We start from the raw sequence: 15,641 nt of genomic DNA on the forward strand, positions 1-15,641 counted from the left end.
GCGCGGTCGGCTTGGCGATGTGGTGCGTTCCGTAGAGCGGGGTGCGTCGCCGGTCGCGGGAATCGCTTGGCACGCGATTCCCGCTGAACCGGCTCTGCCGTGGCGTGTTCGTCTTCCCCGCCGCTCCCCGCGCGGCGGGGCGCGGTCGGCTCGGCGATGTGGTGCGTTCCGTAGAGCGGGGTGCGTCGCCGGTCGCGGGAATCGCTTGGCACGCGATTCCCGCTGAACCGGCTCTGCCTTGCGGTGTTCGTCCTCCCGGCCGCATCTTGCGCGGCGGGGCGCGGTCGGCTCGGCGACGGAGTGCGTTCCGTGAGCGGGTCGCGTCGCCGGTCGCGGGAATCGCTGGGCACGGGACGCCGCTGAAACCGCTCTGCGGTGCGGTGGGCGGCTCTTAGGGGGCTGCTAGGGGATCGACAGGCGGGGCGCGGGCGGGGGCGCGTAGGGTCACCGGGTGCCTTCCGACTCGACGCCCGCGTCCACTCCCGACACCCCGACCGCCGCGACCACGATCGCCCCGAACCGGGACCGCGCGCCCGGGACGGGCCGCCGGATCCTCGTCGCGCTGCTCGCCGCCGCGGCGACCGCGCTCGTGGCGCACCTCGCCAACCTGCTGGCCTTCTTCATCGGCAACCAGCTGCAGCCCGGCTCCATCCCGCAGGTCAACGCCTACTTCCTGCTCTCGACCGTGCTCGGCTTCGTGGTCGCCCTCGTCCTCGCCGTCGCGGGGATGCTCGGACGCACCTGGAGCGCCGCGCTCGCGGGACTCGTCGCGGGTGTGGTCGGAGCCGTGTTCGGCACGCTGGTCCAGGCCAGCGCCACCGGCGAGGCCGTCACGGGCGCCGTCTGGGCCTCCATCTTCCAGACCTTCGCCGGACTCAACCTCGTCTTCCTGCTCGCGTTCACCGTCTCGGCGGCGAGCGTCGGCCGCGCGCTCTGGAACCGCCTCCGCACCACGGGCGCTCCGGCCGCCGTCGTCACCGACCGCCGCATCGCGATCGTCCGGGCCCCGGCCGCCGACCTCTCGGCGGGCGAGCTCACCCACCTCGAGCGCGTCCCCGTCGACCAGCAGCGCGCCCAGCAGCAGTGGGAGGCGTACGTCGACCTGCTCGAGCGGGCCGGCTGGGAGACGGTCGAGGCCGCACCGGCGCCCGGACTCGCCGACTCCGTCTTCCTCGAGGACGCGGTCGTCGTCTTCGGCGACCACGCCGTGATCGCCCGGTCCGGAGCGGAGTCCCGCCGCGGAGAGACGGCGGGCGCCGAGGAGGCCGTCCGCGCCCTCGGCCTGACGGTCGACCGCATCGAGGAGCCGGGCACGCTCGACGGCGGCGACGTCCTCAAGGTGGGATCGACGGTCTACGTCGGCCGCGGAGGCCGGACCGACGCGGCGGGGGTCGCCCAGCTGCGCGCGATCCTCCGGCCCCGCGGGTACGACGTCGTCGCGGTCCCGCTGACGAAGGTGCTGCACCTCAAGAGTGCCGTGACCGCGCTGCCCGACGGCACGGTCATCGGCTGGGAGCCGGTCGTCGACGAGCCGCGCCTGTTCCCCTCCTTCCTGCCGATGCCCGAGGAGCCGGGCGCCCACGTGGTCGTCCTCGACGACGACACCCTCCTGATGGCCGCCTCCGCTCCCCGGAGCGCCGAGCTGCTGCGGAGTCTGGGCTACCGCGTCCTCACCGTGGACGTCTCGGAGTTCGAGAAGCTCGAGGGCTGCGTCACCTGCCTCTCGGTCCGCGTCCGCTGACGGCGGAGGCGGGGGAACCGCCGGATCGCGGCGGCCGCTGGACGGAGCACATAGCCCGGGTATAGCCTTCAAGGCTGCCCGGAGCTCTCCGGCCCGGTGGCGCCTCCCGCCTCCCCGCCCACCCGGCAGGGGAGGCTCCGTCCTCGTCGCGAAAGCCCTCCGCCGTGTCCGCTCCCGCCCTCCCGTCTCCCGGCGCCCCCGCGCAGAAGCGCCCGAGCACGCTGCAGACGCTGCTGCGCCTCGTCCCCTTCGTCGGCGACTCCCTGCCCCGGCTGGTCGGCGGCATCGCGGTCGCGCTCGTGGCGAGCCTGGTGTCGCTGGTCATCCCGATCGTCCTGCAGCAGCTCGTCGACGGACCGCTCGGGGACGGGGCGGCCTCCGCCGGCTCCGGCGACCTCGGGCCGCTGATCGGCCCGGTCGCCGTCATCCTCGTGCTCGGCGTCGTCGAGGCCGGTGCCATCGCGCTGCGGCGCCGGATGGTCCTCACCCCCAGCACGCGGATCGAGGCGCGCATGCGCTCGGCGCTCTACAGCCGCCTGCAGGACCTCCCCGTGTCGTTCCACGACCGCTGGCAGAGCGGGCAGCTCCTGTCGCGGGCGATGAGCGACCTCAGCCTCATCCGCCGCTGGATCGCCTTCGGCTTCGTCCTTCTCGTGGTCAACGCGCTGACGATCGTCGTCGGCTTCGGCGTCCTCGTCTACTGGAACCCGATCCTCGGCGTGCTCTTCGTCGTGTGCTCGATCCCGGTCTGGATCTACGGGTTCGCGTTCGAGAAGCGCTACTCGAGCATCGCGCGCCGCAGCCAGGACCAGGCGGGCGACCTCGCCACGACCGTCGAGCAGTCGGTGCACGGCATCCGCGTCCTGAAGGCCTTCGGCCGCCACCAGCACGCGCTGGAGAACTTCGCCGGCCAGGCCGAGAAGCTCCGCGGCACCGAGATCGACAAGGCCCGCGCCATCGCCGGGATCTGGCTCGTCCTGCTGCTGGTGCCGGACATCGCGTTCGCGCTCTGCCTGCTCGGCGGGGTCTGGCTCGCCGCGGCCGGCCAGCTGAGCGTCGGCGAGCTGTTCGCCTTCTTCGCCACCGCGACCGTGCTGCGCTGGCCGGTGGAGTCGATCGGCTTCCTCCTCTCGATGACCTTCGACACCCGCACGGCGGTCGACCGCTACTTCGAGGTGATGGACAGCCGGAACACCATCACCGACCCGGAGGACCCCGAGACGATCCTCGAGCCGCGCGGCCGGGTGCGCTTCCGCGACGTCCACTTCCGCTACCAGGACGCCCCCGAGCGCTACCGCGACCTCCTCGACGGCGTCGACCTCGAGGTCGAGCCGGGCGAGACGATGGCACTGGTCGGCATCACCGGCTCCGGGAAGACGACGCTCACCGCGCTGCTCCCGCGCCTCTACGACGTGACCGGCGGAGCCATCGAGCTCGACGGCGTCGACATCCGCCGGCTCCGCCGCGACGAGCTGCGCACGCACATCGGGATGGCGTTCGAGGACGCGACGCTCTTCTCCACCAGCGTGCGCGAGAACGTCCTCCTCGGCCGACCCGACGCGACCGAGGAGGAGCTGCTCGAGGCCCTCGAGATCGCGCAGGCCGACTTCGTCCACCGCCTTCCCGAGGGCCTGGACACGAAGGTGGGCGAGGAGGGGATGAGCCTCTCCGGCGGCCAGCGCCAGCGCCTGGCCCTCGCCCGCGCGGTGGCCGCGCGTCCGGCGGTGCTCGTCCTCGACGACCCGCTCTCGGCGCTCGACGTCGACACGGAGGCGCGCGTCGAGGCAGGGCTGCGCCGCGTGCTCGGCGACACCACGGCGATCATCGTCGCCCACCGCCCCTCGACGGTGGCGCTCGCCGATCGCGTGGCACTGATGGAGGAGGGCCGCATCACCGCGGTCGGCACCCACAGCGAGCTGCTCGCGAGCAGCCCGCACTACCGCTTCGTCATCTCGAGCCTCGAGGAGGACGAGCTGACCCGGCCCGCCGGGACCGAGCGCATCGGCTCCCGCCCCACGACGACCCACCAGGAGACGCGATCATGAGCACGCTCGGTTCCTCCGAGGAGCGCGACGACCTCAGCAGAGCGGAGTCGGCGGCCCTGCGCCGGCGCTCGCTGCGGCTGCTCGGCTCTCTGCTGCGGCCGCTCCGGCTGCGGCTGGTGCTCACCGCGGTCGTGGTCGTCGTCGCGACCGCTGCCCAGGTCGCGGGACCGGCGCTGATCGCGGCGGGCATCGACAACGGTCTGCCCGCGGTCCTCGCGGGGAACGCGGTCCCGCTGGCGGTCACGGTCGGCGCCTACATCCTCACCGGACTCGTCGGCGCGCTCCTGGTCGCCTGGTACACCGTGCTCTCCGCGAGGGTGAGCCAGGCGATCCTGATCGACCTGCGCAAGCGGGTCTTCCTGCACACCCAGAAGCTGAGCCTGGAGTTCCACGAGAACTACACCTCCGGCCGGATCATCTCGCGCCAGACCAGCGACCTCGACTCCATCCGCGAGCTGCTCGACTCCGGCATCAACCAGCTGGTGCAGGGTGCGCTCTACATGGGCTTCGTCGCGATCGCCCTCGTCTCCCTGGACGGCGTGAGCGGCATCGTGCTCGCCTGCGCCCTGGTGCCGCTCGCGCTGCTCACCCGCTGGTTCCAGAAGCGGTCGCAGGCGCTGTTCCGCGGCACCCGAGTCGCCTCGTCGCGGCTCATCGTGCAGTTCGTGGAGTCGATGACCGGCATCCGCGCCGTGCAGACCTTCCGCACGCAGAAGCGCAACGAGTCCGTGTTCGGCGGGGTCGTCGAGCAGTACCGGCTCGCCTACAAGCGCGTCTTCGGGGTGTTCGGCACCTTCGACCCCGGGCTCGTGCTGATCGGCAACGTCACCGTCGCCGTGGTGCTGTTCATCGGCGGCGTCCGCGTGCTCGACGGCGGGCTCGAGATCGGCGCGCTGCTGGCGGTCCTGCTCTACACCCGGCGCTTCTTCGACCCGGTGCAGGAGATGGCGATGTTCTACAACTCCTACCAGTCGGCGGCCGCCGCGCTCGAGAAGATCTCGGGCGTGCTGGCCGAGGAGCCGAGCGTCCCGGATCCGGCCCGCCCGGTCGACCTGCGGCAGGCGCGGGGCCGCCTCGGCTTCGAGGGCGTCCGCTTCGCCTACACCGCCGACCGCGAGGTGCTGCCGCGCTTCGACCTCGACATCCCCGCCGGGCAGACCATCGCCCTCGTCGGGTCCACGGGCGCCGGCAAGACGACGCTCGCCAAGCTGATCTCGCGCTTCTACGACCCGAGCGACGGCGTGGTGACCCTCGACGGCGTGGACCTGCGGCAGCTGCACCCGAAGGACCTGCGGCGCGCGATCGTGATGGTCACCCAGGAGGCGTACCTCTTCTCCGGATCCGTCGCCGACAACATCGCGATCGGGCGGCCGACCGCGTCCTACGACGAGATCGTCCGGGCCGCGCAGGCGGTCGGCGCGCACGAGTTCATCCAGGCGCTTCCGGACGGCTACGACACCGATGTGAACAAGCGCGGCGGCCGCGTCTCGGCCGGTCAGCGCCAGCTGATCTCGTTCGCCCGCGCGTTCCTGGCCGACCCGGCGGTGCTGATCCTGGACGAGGCGACCTCCTCCCTCGACATCCCGAGCGAGCGCCTGGTGCAGCAGGGCCTGCAGACGCTCCTGGCGGACCGCACGGCGGTCATCATCGCGCACCGCCTCTCGACGGTCGCGATCGCCGACCGGGTGCTGGTGATGGAGCACGGCCGCATCGTCGAGGACGGCACTCCGGAGGCGCTCATCGCCGGCGAGGGCCGCTTCGCCACCCTGCACGCGGCCTGGCGGGACTCGCTCGTCTGAGCGGCTGCCGCTCGCGACTAACGCACTTGAGCCGATCCCGGCTCAGGGGCGCCAGCGTGCGCTGCGCACGTCGACGCGCCAGCCGCCCGGCGTGACGACGAGGGGCGTGCCCTCGCGCTCGTACTCCCGGCGGGCGCGCTCCTCGTGGCCGACCGGGGGCGCTCCTCCCGCGCGGACGACGCGCCACCAGGCGGTGTCGGAGCCGTAGCGGGCCATCACCGTGCCGACCGCGCGTGCCGCACGCGTGCCGAGGACCGCGGCGATCTCGCCGTAGGCCATCACGCGTCCGGGCGGGATCGAGGCGACCACCTCGAGGACGGCGGAGACGAAGTCGGCCGGCTCCGCTGCCTCCGGCGCCGCGCTCAGAGCGTCAGCGCCCCGATGTTCTCGCCGTACTGCGTCTCGCCGACGACCTCGAAGCCGATCCAGCGGAAGAACTGCTCCGGGCCGTCCTCGCCGGACTCCCAGATCACCGTGAGGGTGTCGAAGCCGCGAGCGCGCGCCTCGTCGGCGGTGGCGCGGACGGCGAAGGTGCCCACGCCGCGGCCCTGCTTCGCCGCGTCGATGTTGATGCGCCAGATGCAGCTGCGGAACTCCTCCGCCGCCTCCGGGTCGAAGTGCGCGTGGATGAAGCCGACCAGCTCGTCGCCGTCCATCACGGCCCGCTGCCAGGAGGCGCCCGGGTCGATCACCGCGGCGGCGGCGGAGTAGGAGACCGGCGCGATGAACTGCTCCTGGCCGGGTTTGAGGCTCAGACCGTTCACGGCGGAGATGTTCGAGGCGGACAGCTCTTCCAGGCGGAGGTCACTCATGCCGTCACTGTACCGGCGGCGCAGGACGGCGGGCATCCTCCTGTCGGGCGACGTGCGCCGGCCCCGGCGCGGACGATCGAGAACTGTCTCGACATCGAGACAGTTCGGGCCTCGGGTAGGCTGGCGGAGGCCATCCGGAGCGGTGCAGAGCCGCCCGTCCCGCACAGGTGCGGGGTCATCGACACCATGGGAGAGCAATGTCCAAGATCAAGGTTGAGGGAACGGTCGTCGAGCTCGACGGCGACGAGATGACGCGCATCATCTGGCAGAAGATCAAGGACACCCTCATCCACCCGTACCTCGACGTGAACCTCGAGTACTACGACCTCGGCATCGAGTACCGCGACGAGACGGACGACCAGGTCACGATCGACGCGGCGCACGCCATCCAGAAGCACGGCGTCGGCGTGAAGTGCGCGACCATCACCCCCGACGAGGCCCGCGTCGAGGAGTTCGGCCTCAAGAAGATGTGGAAGTCGCCCAACGGCACGATCCGCAACATCCTCGGCGGCGTGATCTTCCGCGAGCCGATCATCATCTCGAACATCCCGCGCCTGGTCCCCGGCTGGAACAAGCCGATCATCATCGGCCGCCACGCGTTCGGCGACCAGTACCGCGCCACCGACTTCGTCTTCAAGGGCAAGGGCACGCTGACCGTCGAGTTCACGCCCGAGGACGGCTCCGAGCCGATGAGGTTCGAGGTCTACAAGGCCCCGGACGACGGCATCGCCCAGGTCCAGTACAACCAGGACGCGTCGATCCGCGACTTCGCCCGCTCGTCGCTGAATTACGGCCTCTCGCGCAACTACCCGGTCTACCTCTCCACCAAGAACACGATCCTCAAGGCCTACGACGGCCGCTTCAAGGACATCTTCGAGGAGATCTTCGAGACCGAGTTCAAGGAGCGCTTCGACGCCGCGGGCCTGACCTACGAGCACCGCCTCATCGACGACATGGTCGCCTCGGCCATGAAGTGGGAGGGCGGCTACGTCTGGGCCTGCAAGAACTACGACGGCGACGTCCAGTCCGACACCGTCGCGCAGGGCTTCGGCTCGCTGGGCCTGATGACCTCCGTGCTCTCCACGCCCGACGGCAGCGTCGTCGAGGCGGAGGCGGCGCACGGCACCGTCACGCGCCACTACCGCCAGCACCAGGCCGGCAAGCCCACCTCGACGAACCCGATCGCCTCGATCTACGCCTGGACGCGCGGCCTCGCGCACCGCGGCAAGCTCGACGGCAACCAGGAGCTCATCGACTTCTCGCTCACGCTTGAGGACGTGGTCATCAAGACGGTCGAGTCCGGGAAGATGACGAAGGACCTCGCCCTGCTCGTCGGCCCCGAGCAGGGCTGGCAGACGACCGAGGAGTTCCTCGCGACCCTCGATGAGAACCTGAAGGCCCGCATGTCGGCCTGATCTCCGGCTTCAGCAGACGCGTCCGGCCCGCACGATCCTCGGATCCTGCGGGCCGGACGCGTCTGAGGGCCCGGTGGGACGCGCCCGGGCCGAGCGCTTCAGAGCGCCCGGGCAAGCTCCTCCATCGCGTGGAGCGGATCGGGCCCCGACGGCATCAGCACGACGCTCGACGCACCGGCCTCGTGCAGCAGGCCGATGCGGCGACGAGCGTCCTCGGGGGTGCCCACGACGGCCAGCTGGTCGACCCAGGCGTCGGGCAGGTCGCGGACGAAGGCGGCGCGGTCGGCGCTCTCGGCCCGCAGGCGGGCGAAGTCCTCCGCGAAGGGGAGCGGCTCGATGTGCGGCGCCCAGTCCGGCTCGCCGATCCACTCGAGTCCCGGCCGGACCGCGTCGCGCGCGGCGGCCGCGTCGTCGTCCACGGCGGCCACGTTGTAGGCGATGATCCGTCCGGTGCCGCCGAGGTGGCTGCGGGCCGCCGCGAGGTACTCCGGAGTGACGGGCTCGGCCAGGACGACCCCGTCGGCGATCCGGCCCGCGAGCGCCAGCGACTTCGGTCCACGGACGCCGGCCAGCAGCGGCGGCACGACGGATGGCGGCGACTCCAGGACGAGGCCGTCCACGTGCACGTAGCGGCCGGAGCGGTGGGTGCGCTCGCCGGAGAGCAGCGAGCGGATCGCGTCGAACTGCTCCTCGAGCAGGGTGAGCGGGCTGCGCGGCCAGACGCCGAGGCCGCGCATCCAGTGCGGCATCCCGTGCCCGATGCCGGCGTGGACGCGGCCGGGGAACAGTTCGGCGAGAGTGCCGAGCTCCATCGCGGTGAAGGCCGCCGTGCGGACGGCGGCGGGCATGATGCCGATGCCGACGACGATCCGCTCGGTGGCGGCGAGCACCGCGCCGGCCTGGGCGATGCCGCCGCGGAAGCCGAGGTCCTCGACCACCCAGAGCTCGTCGAAGCCGAGCTCCTCGGCGCGGCGGGCGTAGCCGAGCACCTCGGAGGCGGGGAGATCGCAGGGGAGCAGGACGCCGACAGCGGTGTCGGAGGAGGAGGCGCGCATCCGGCCAGCGTAGGGCGTGCGGACAGGCGGAGGGCCCGCCCGCACGATCGCGGACGGGCCCTCGCTCGTCGTCCTACTCGGCGGCCGCCTCGCCGATCCGCACCTGCTCGGGGCGGGCGGTCGAGACGACCTCGATGCGGCGGGGACGCGCCTTCTCGCTGACCGGGATGGTCACCGAGAGCACGCCGTTGTCGTAGGACGCGGCGATGCGCTCGGTGTCGACGCCCTGGCCGAGGCTCAGCTGGCGGACGAAGGTCGCCGACTGGCGCTCCCGGGTGATCCAGGCGACGTCGTCGCCGCTCGCGACGGTGCGCTGGGTACGGATGGTGAGGAGCTGCCCGTCCACGTCGACGTCGACGGACCCCGGGTCGATGCCGGGGAGGTCGGCGGTGAGGACGTAGTGGTCGCCGTCCCGGTACAGGTCGATCGGCATCCGGCGGGGCCCCTGACCGGAGCCGAGGAGGGCGGTGGCGAGGCGGTCCAGCTCGCGGACGGGGTCGTAGGTGACAGCCATGAGATCACTCCATTCAGTCGTGCAACGAAGAGTTCCAAGAGTTGAGCCGACCCGGCTCAACGCGAATAAATTAGCACTCGCGGAGGGGGAGTGCCAACGGATCGGCCCCTTTCGGTGTCAACTTCGTTACCTGTTCGTAACAAAGCTGAGCAATCGAGTTCGTAGGGTCGTTTCTGTGTGGAAACCGATCCGGTTCCCAGCGAATGTGAGTAAGGACATCGATTGCCGATCCACCTGTCCCACCGACCACCCGTCCGCCGCGCTGAGAGGCGCATCCTCGCGGGCCTCGCCGTCCTCGGAGTCGCCGCGACCGCGGCCTTCGCCACCACCGGCGCCAGTGCCGCCCCTCTCGCCGGCAGCGCCTCGCTCGTCGGCGGGCTCTCCGTCGGCCAGAGCTTCGACGACGGCGACTACGTCGTCACCCTCGTCGAGCCCTCCGCGGCCACCTACCAGGGCAGCGATGCCCGCTTCGCCCGCACGGCGCCCGTCGACGGTGCGCAGCTGCAGGCCGCCTCGGCTCCGGTGGAGGACTACTCCGCCCACCTCGAGCAGCGCCAGGAGGACGTCGCCTCCGCGGTCGACGCCGCCATCGGCTACCACTACACCGTCGCCCTCAACGGCTTCTCCGCGACCCTCTCGGGCGAGCAGGCGGGCGAGCTCGCGAGCCGCCGCGACGTCGCCCAGGTCCGCAAGGTCGAGAATTTGAAGGTCGACCGCGCCGCGCAGGCCTCGCCGCTCGCCGCGGCCGCCGCCGGTACCCCCGTGCCCGACACCGGACAGCAGCGCTCCACCGACTTCCTCGGCCTCGAGGGCGAGAACGGCGTCTGGCAGAAGCTGGGCGGCATCGACAAGGCGGGCGAGGGCGTCGTCGTCGGCGTCATCGACTCCGGCATCGCGCCCGAGAACCCCTCCTTCGCGGGCGCGCCCCTGGCGACCTCGCCCGGAGCGGCCCCCTACACGGACGGCACCACCACCTCCTTCGTGAAGTCGGACGGCGGCACCTTCGTCGGCTCCTGCTCGCCGGGGCTCCCCGCCTCCGAGCAGTGGGACGGCGACGAGTGCAACCAGAAGCTCATCGGCGCACGTTGGTTCCTCGCGGACGAGGAGGTCGGCTCGACGGACAACCCCGAGTACCGCTCCCCGCGCGACGCCGACGGACACGGCTCGCACACCGCGAGCACGGCAGCCGGCAACAACGGCGTCGAGGCGAGCGTCGACGGCTACGACTACGGGAAGATCTCCGGAGTCGCCCCGGCCGCCAAGGTCGCCGCGTACAAGGTCTGCTGGAACGGACCCGACGAGGGCACCGACGACGACGACTTCTGCTCCGGAGCGGGCATCCTCGCGGCCATCGACGCCGCGACCAAGGACGGCGTCGACGTCATCAACTTCTCGATCGGCGGCGGCTCGGCCACCTCGACCCTGACCGCGATCGACGAGGCGTTCCTCAACGCCGCCGCCGCGGGCGTCTTCGTCGCGGCCTCGGCCGGCAACTCGGGTGCGGGCGCCTCCACGCTCGACCACGCGTCGCCCTGGTACACCACGGTCGCCGCGTCCTCCATCCCGACCTACACCGCGACCGCCGCTCTCGGCGACGGCCAGAAGTTCGTCGGAGGATCCATCTCGGTCCACGAGGACGTCACCGGACCGCTGGTGAACAGCGCCGACGTCGTCCGCTCGGGCGCCGAGAACCCCGCCATCTGCGAGACCGGCACCCTCGACCCCGACAAGGTGAAGGGCACGATCGTCGCCTGCACCGCGGGCGTCACCGCGCGCGTCTCCAAGTCGGCCGAGGTCGAGCGGGCCGGCGGCATCGGCATGCTGCTGCTCAACCCGACCCCGAACGCCCTGCACGTCGACGACCACTCGGTCCCGAGCATCCAGATCGACTCGCAGGCCTACCAGGCGATCACGACCTACGCCGGCACCGCCGGTGCGACCGTGACCCTCTCCGAGGGCAACTCGTCCGGAGCCTCCATCCCCGTCCCGCAGGTCGCCGGCTTCTCGTCGCGCGGACCCGCTGAGGCGGACGGCGCCGACGTGCTGAAGCCCGACCTCACGGCGCCCGGCGTCGCGATCCTCGCCGACAGCTTCAACGCCGAGGGCGACGACCCCGCCTTCGCGTTCGAGTCCGGCACCTCGATGTCGTCGCCGCACGTGGCGGGCCTCGGCGCGCTGATCCTCGGCGCGACCCCGAAGGCCTCCCCGTCCGCGGTGAAGTCGGCCATGATGACCTCCGCCTACGACAGCGTCGACCAGTCGGGCGCCGCGTCCGAGGACGTCTTCGCCCAGGGCGCGGGACACGTCGCCCCGGCCGCGTTCCTCGATCCCGGACTGCTCTACCAGAGCGGCACGGAGGACTGGATCGCGTTCCTCAAGGGTGCGGGCTACGTCTTCACCTCGAACCCGGTGATCGACCCGATCGCCGCGATCGACCCGTCCGACCTCAACCAGGCCTCGATCGCGATCGGCGCCCTCGCGGGCACGCAGACCGTGACCCGCACGGTCACCTCGACCGGCGCGGGCACCTACACCGCCTCGGTCGACGGCCTCGCCGGGATCGACACCGTCGTCTCGCCCTCGACCCTCTCCTTCACGGGTGCGGGCCAGACGGCGGAGTACACGGTCTCCTTCACCACCGGCTCGGCGGCGCTCAACCAGTTCGCCACCGGCTACCTGACCTGGGCGAGCGCGGAGCACGACGTCCGCAGCCCGATCGCGGTGCGCCCCGTCCTGCTGGACGCGCCCTACGAGGTCTCCGGCACCGGCTCGACCGGCACCGGCACGGTGACGGTCACGCCCGGCATCACCGGCGCGCTGCCGCTCACCGCGAGCGGTCTCGCCGAGGGCGTCCTCGCCGAGGACGCCACTGCCGCTGACGGCCACTCGGCGACGCTCCCCACGGGGAAGTCGCTGACGACCACCGTCGTGGTGCCGGAGGGCGCCGAGTTCGCCCGCTTCGACCTCGACTCGCTCGACGACGCGGCCGACCTCGACCTCACCGTCACCAGCGAGAGCACCGACACGGTCTTCACCTCGGCGACCGGCTCGGCCGACGAGCGCGTCGACATCGCCGACCCCGCTCCGGGCGAGTACACGGTCCAGGCCGATGTCTACTCGACCGCTCCGGGATCCTCGACCGTCACGTTCGACTTCCGCAGCTTCGTCATCACTCCGGAGAACGGTCTCGGCTCGCTGAGCACCGACCCCGCCGTGGTCGACGCCGTGCAGGGCGAGCCGATCGCGTACGCGGTCTCCTGGTCGAACCTGGCGGGCCCGGCCCGCTACCTCGGCCGTGTCGCCTACACCGACTCGGGACTCGCGACGCTCGTGAGCGTCGACGTCACCGAGGCGGTCACCCCCACCCCGACGCCGACCGCGACTCCGGAGCCCACGGGCACCCCGGAGCCGACCGCGACGCCGACGGCCGGCCCCACCGCCGGACCGGGGGAGCCCACCTCCACGCCGACCGCCGGACCGGGCGCGCCCGGCCACGGCGCCGGCGGCCTCCCGTCGACGGGCTTCGACGGCGGTCTCCTCGGAGCCGCCGCCCTCGCCCTTCTCGGTGCAGGTGCTGTGATCACCGGCCGCCGACGCCGCGCCCTGGCGCAGCGTGAGGCGGGCGCCGCGGAGTAGTCCTCCGAGACCGCCGCGAACGGCCGTCCCCCTGCTCCTTCCGGAGCGGCGGGGGCGGCCGTTCGCCGTTCCCGGTCGGGGAGGCGGAGACGGGGCGGATCGTGGTGCGGGCCGGGAGCAGGACCGGCCCGGCTGCGTGGGGGAACGGCTCGAGAGGGGAGGCGGGAGCGGGTCGGGGAGAGATCGACGATCAGGCGGGGCGGAGCACCTCCGACTGGGGGCCCGGCGGCGCGATCGGCCCTGGATCCCGCTGCGGTAGCGCATCGCCGGCGGCGCATCGACGGGAGAGCGCAGTGGCGACAAGCGGCTGCGAGCCTGGACGACGCATTCGGTTCCGCTCCGGGGCGGCGGCGAGCGCACGGGGACAGCGGTGCACCCTCGGGGACAGCGGTGGACGGCTCCGAGCGAGCGCCCCCTCGGCCTGAGCGGCCGCCGTCCGGATCAGAGGGAGCGGCGTCCCGCGATGACGCCGGAGACGACGGCGAGGACGCCGAAGACGATCGCGACGACCGGCTGGCCGAGGTCCAGCCACGCCAGCGCGGCGGCGCCCATCACGAGCAGCTCGATCAGCGAGCGGCCGTAGACGTCGATCGCGAGGACCGCGCGCGGCGACAGGAAGAGCGCCCAGACCAGCGCGGCGACCACCGGAGCGCCGATGCCGAGGACGATGTTCCACGGGAGGTCCCACGACGCGAAGCCCCAGAGGGCGAAGGTCGCCAACGCGACGAGCTCCAGGAGGAACCGGAGGATCGCGTTCGGGCCGATCCTGATGTCGGTGCCCGCGGTGTCCGCTCCTGCTCGATTCACGCCGACCATGTTAGCCGCCGGAGGTCAGCGGAAGATGATGGTGCGGGCCCCGTCGAGGAGCACCCGGTCCTCCGCGAACCACTTGACCGCCTGCGTGAGCGTGCGGCTCTCCTCGTCCTGCCCGATCGCCACGAGCTGGGCGACCGAGTGCGAGTGGTCCACGCGCACCACGTTCTGCTCGATGATCGGCCCCTCGTCGAGGTCGCTGGTCACGAAGTGCGCGGTCGCCCCGATCAGCTTGACTCCGCGGGCGTGCGCCTGCTTGTACGGGTTCGCGCCCTTGAAGCCCGGCAGGAACGAGTGGTGGATGTTGATGGCGCGGCCGGCCAGTCGCGCGCAGAGCTCGGGGGAGAGGATCTGCATGTAGCGCGCCAGGACCACGAGCTCGACGTCGTGCTCCTCGACGACCTCCAGCACGCGCTCCTCGAACCCGCGCTTCGACTCCGGCGAGACCACGGGGCGCGACTCGAAGGGCACGCCGTAGAACTCGGCGAGGTCGCGCAGGCTGCCGTGGTTGGACAGGATCATCGGGATGTCCACCGCGAGCTGCCCGGCGCGCTGGCGGAAGAGCAGGTCGTTGACGCAGTGCGCGGCCGTGGAGGCGAGGACGAGGGTGCGCAGCGGCCGGCCGACGACGTCGAGGCGCCAGGTCATCCCGTAGTGCTCCGTGATCGGCAGCAGGGCGGCGGCGAACTCCTCGCGGCTGATCGGCGACTCCACCTGCAGGCGCATGAAGAAGCGGCCGGTGTCGGCGCTCGAGAACTGCTGGCTCTCGGTGATGTTGCCGCGGGCCTGGACGACGGCACCGGACACGGCGTGCACGATGCCCGGCTGGTCGGGGCAGGCGAAGGTCAGGGTCCAGTGGTTTCCCGCGGGCCGGGCGCCGGACCACGCGGCGTCGCTGCCCGTCGGACGGGTGCTCGCGGAGGCGGGCCGGGGAGTCGCGGACGCGGCGGGTTCGGGCTGCATCCGCCCAGGATAACGGTGGGGCACGGGGCGGTCCGCGCGCCTCAGCCCGCGTCGACGGACACGACGGCGACGGGTCCCGTCCGCCCGTCCGGGGAGGAGTAGCGGACGCCGATCGTGTGCCTCCCGGGACCGACCTCCAGGCTCGCGGCGAGGACGGGGGCTCCGGGAGCGAGGGACCGCACCTGCCCGCCGTCGACCAGGAGGTCGAGGCCGTCCGCGTCGGGATCGGCGAGCACGAGCACGCCGACCGCGCCCCCGCTCGACGCGGCCCGGGCGAGGAGCACCGGAGCGCGCAGGTCGACCGTCTCGAAGGTGCTGACTCCTGCGGCGGTGCGCGCCAGCACCGTGGTCCTGCCCGCGGGGAGGGGGAGGGCCGGCGCGGTCCAGGAGCCGTCGGCGTCGGCGGTGGCGGAGCCCACGCGGCGTCCGTCGGAGGCGTCCTCGAGGAGCACCTCGGCGCCGGGCGCGGCGGTGCCCCGGGCATCGGGCAGCAGCCGGCCGTCGGTGTCGAGCGCGAGGGTCGGTGCGGCCGGAGCGGGGGGTGCGGCCGGAGTGGGAGTCGTGACCGGTGCGGGAGTCGAGACCGGAGCGGAGGTGCTCGGCGCCTCTGTCGGGACCGGCGCCGGAGTGCTCGGTACGTGCGTCGCTGCCGGAGCCGGAGTGTCCGGTGGGGGAGTCACGGTCGGAACAGGAACAGGAACCGGAACAGGAACCGGGACCGGAGTGCTGGGTGCGGGGGTCGGGACCGGAACGGAGGGCAGGCCCGGGCCGTTGCCGATCGGGCCCGGCGCGGAGCTCCCGGTCGTGGTCCCCGGGGGCCCGGAGGGGGCCGGAGCCTCGGTGACGGC

At 72.5% G+C, this 15,641-nt stretch carries 12 protein-coding genes; 5 read left to right on the forward strand and 7 right to left on the reverse strand.

The genetic code is table 11. The features are described from left to right. Window positions 1-451: 451 nt before the first annotated feature. The 3 genes from ddaH to C5C49_RS12220 all read left to right on the forward strand — a co-directional run bounded on the left by ddaH (window position 452) and on the right by C5C49_RS12220 (window position 5,585). Window positions 452-1,741, forward strand: a complete 1,290-nt coding sequence (ddaH, locus tag C5C49_RS17455) for a dimethylargininase (protein ID WP_308471228.1) — start codon at window positions 452-454, stop codon at window positions 1,739-1,741. A gap of 164 nt (window positions 1,742-1,905) precedes the next feature. Continuing rightward, window positions 1,906-3,786 carry an ABC transporter ATP-binding protein gene (locus tag C5C49_RS12215; protein WP_104227288.1) on the forward strand — a complete coding sequence of 627 codons (1,881 nt, stop codon included), beginning with the start codon at window positions 1,906-1,908 and terminating at the stop codon, window positions 3,784-3,786. Further along, window positions 3,783-5,585: an ABC transporter ATP-binding protein gene (locus tag C5C49_RS12220; RefSeq protein WP_104258297.1), complete on the forward strand. Its 1,803-nt coding sequence runs from the start codon at window positions 3,783-3,785 to the stop codon at window positions 5,583-5,585. Before C5C49_RS12215 ends, C5C49_RS12220 begins: the two co-directional genes overlap by 4 nt. Before the next feature lie 42 nt (window positions 5,586-5,627). On the opposite strand, the gene C5C49_RS12225 is transcribed toward C5C49_RS12220, so the two are convergent. Both C5C49_RS12225 and C5C49_RS12230 read right to left on the reverse strand, forming a co-directional pair. Beyond that, window positions 5,628-5,951, reverse strand: a complete 324-nt coding sequence (locus tag C5C49_RS12225; protein ID WP_104238475.1) for an MGMT family protein — start codon at window positions 5,949-5,951, stop codon at window positions 5,628-5,630. Further along, on the reverse strand, window positions 5,948-6,397 hold the full coding sequence (locus C5C49_RS12230; protein WP_104224946.1) for a GNAT family N-acetyltransferase: 450 nt from the start codon (window positions 6,395-6,397) through the stop codon (window positions 5,948-5,950). Before C5C49_RS12230 ends, C5C49_RS12225 begins: the two co-directional genes overlap by 4 nt. A 197-nt stretch (window positions 6,398-6,594) precedes the next feature. Between C5C49_RS12230 and C5C49_RS12235 the strand changes: the two genes are divergently transcribed. After that, entirely contained in the window at window positions 6,595-7,812 is a 1,218-nt protein-coding gene (locus C5C49_RS12235; protein ID WP_104224939.1) for an NADP-dependent isocitrate dehydrogenase, read from the forward strand. Between the two features lie 98 nt (window positions 7,813-7,910). On the opposite strand, the gene C5C49_RS12240 is transcribed toward C5C49_RS12235, so the two are convergent. After that, window positions 7,911-8,867, reverse strand: coding sequence for an LLM class flavin-dependent oxidoreductase (locus C5C49_RS12240; protein ID WP_104346256.1), 957 nt, complete (start codon window positions 8,865-8,867; stop codon window positions 7,911-7,913). Window positions 8,868-8,940: 73 nt separating this feature from the next. Further along, window positions 8,941-9,381: an Hsp20/alpha crystallin family protein gene (locus C5C49_RS12245; protein ID WP_104346257.1), complete on the reverse strand. Its 441-nt coding sequence runs from the start codon at window positions 9,379-9,381 to the stop codon at window positions 8,941-8,943. A 222-nt stretch (window positions 9,382-9,603) separates the two neighbouring features. Here C5C49_RS12245 and C5C49_RS12250 point away from each other — a divergent pair, with 222 nt between their 5' ends. After that, the gene (locus C5C49_RS12250) at window positions 9,604-13,017 is read left to right on the forward strand and encodes a S8 family serine peptidase (RefSeq protein ID WP_104346258.1); all 3,414 of its coding nucleotides are present in this window, start codon (window positions 9,604-9,606) and stop codon (window positions 13,015-13,017) included. A gap of 441 nt (window positions 13,018-13,458) precedes the next feature. On the opposite strand, the gene C5C49_RS12255 is transcribed toward C5C49_RS12250, so the two are convergent. The 3 genes from C5C49_RS12255 to C5C49_RS12265 are packed head-to-tail and all read right to left on the reverse strand — an operon-like array spanning window position 13,459 to window position 15,473. Next, the gene (locus C5C49_RS12255) at window positions 13,459-13,824 is read right to left on the reverse strand and encodes a YrdB family protein (RefSeq protein ID WP_244230596.1); all 366 of its coding nucleotides are present in this window, start codon (window positions 13,822-13,824) and stop codon (window positions 13,459-13,461) included. Window positions 13,825-13,848: 24 nt separating this feature from the next. Then, window positions 13,849-14,793, reverse strand: coding sequence for a formyltetrahydrofolate deformylase (purU, locus tag C5C49_RS12260; protein ID WP_104227281.1), 945 nt, complete (start codon window positions 14,791-14,793; stop codon window positions 13,849-13,851). A 41-nt stretch (window positions 14,794-14,834) separates the two neighbouring features. Next, on the reverse strand, window positions 14,835-15,473 hold the full coding sequence (locus C5C49_RS12265) for a hypothetical protein (RefSeq protein ID WP_104346259.1): 639 nt from the start codon (window positions 15,471-15,473) through the stop codon (window positions 14,835-14,837). Window positions 15,474-15,641 lie beyond the last annotated feature (168 nt).

The sequence above is a fragment of the Rathayibacter sp. AY1E2 genome (assembly GCF_002932325.1).
GTDB lineage: Bacteria > Actinomycetota > Actinomycetes > Actinomycetales > Microbacteriaceae > Rathayibacter.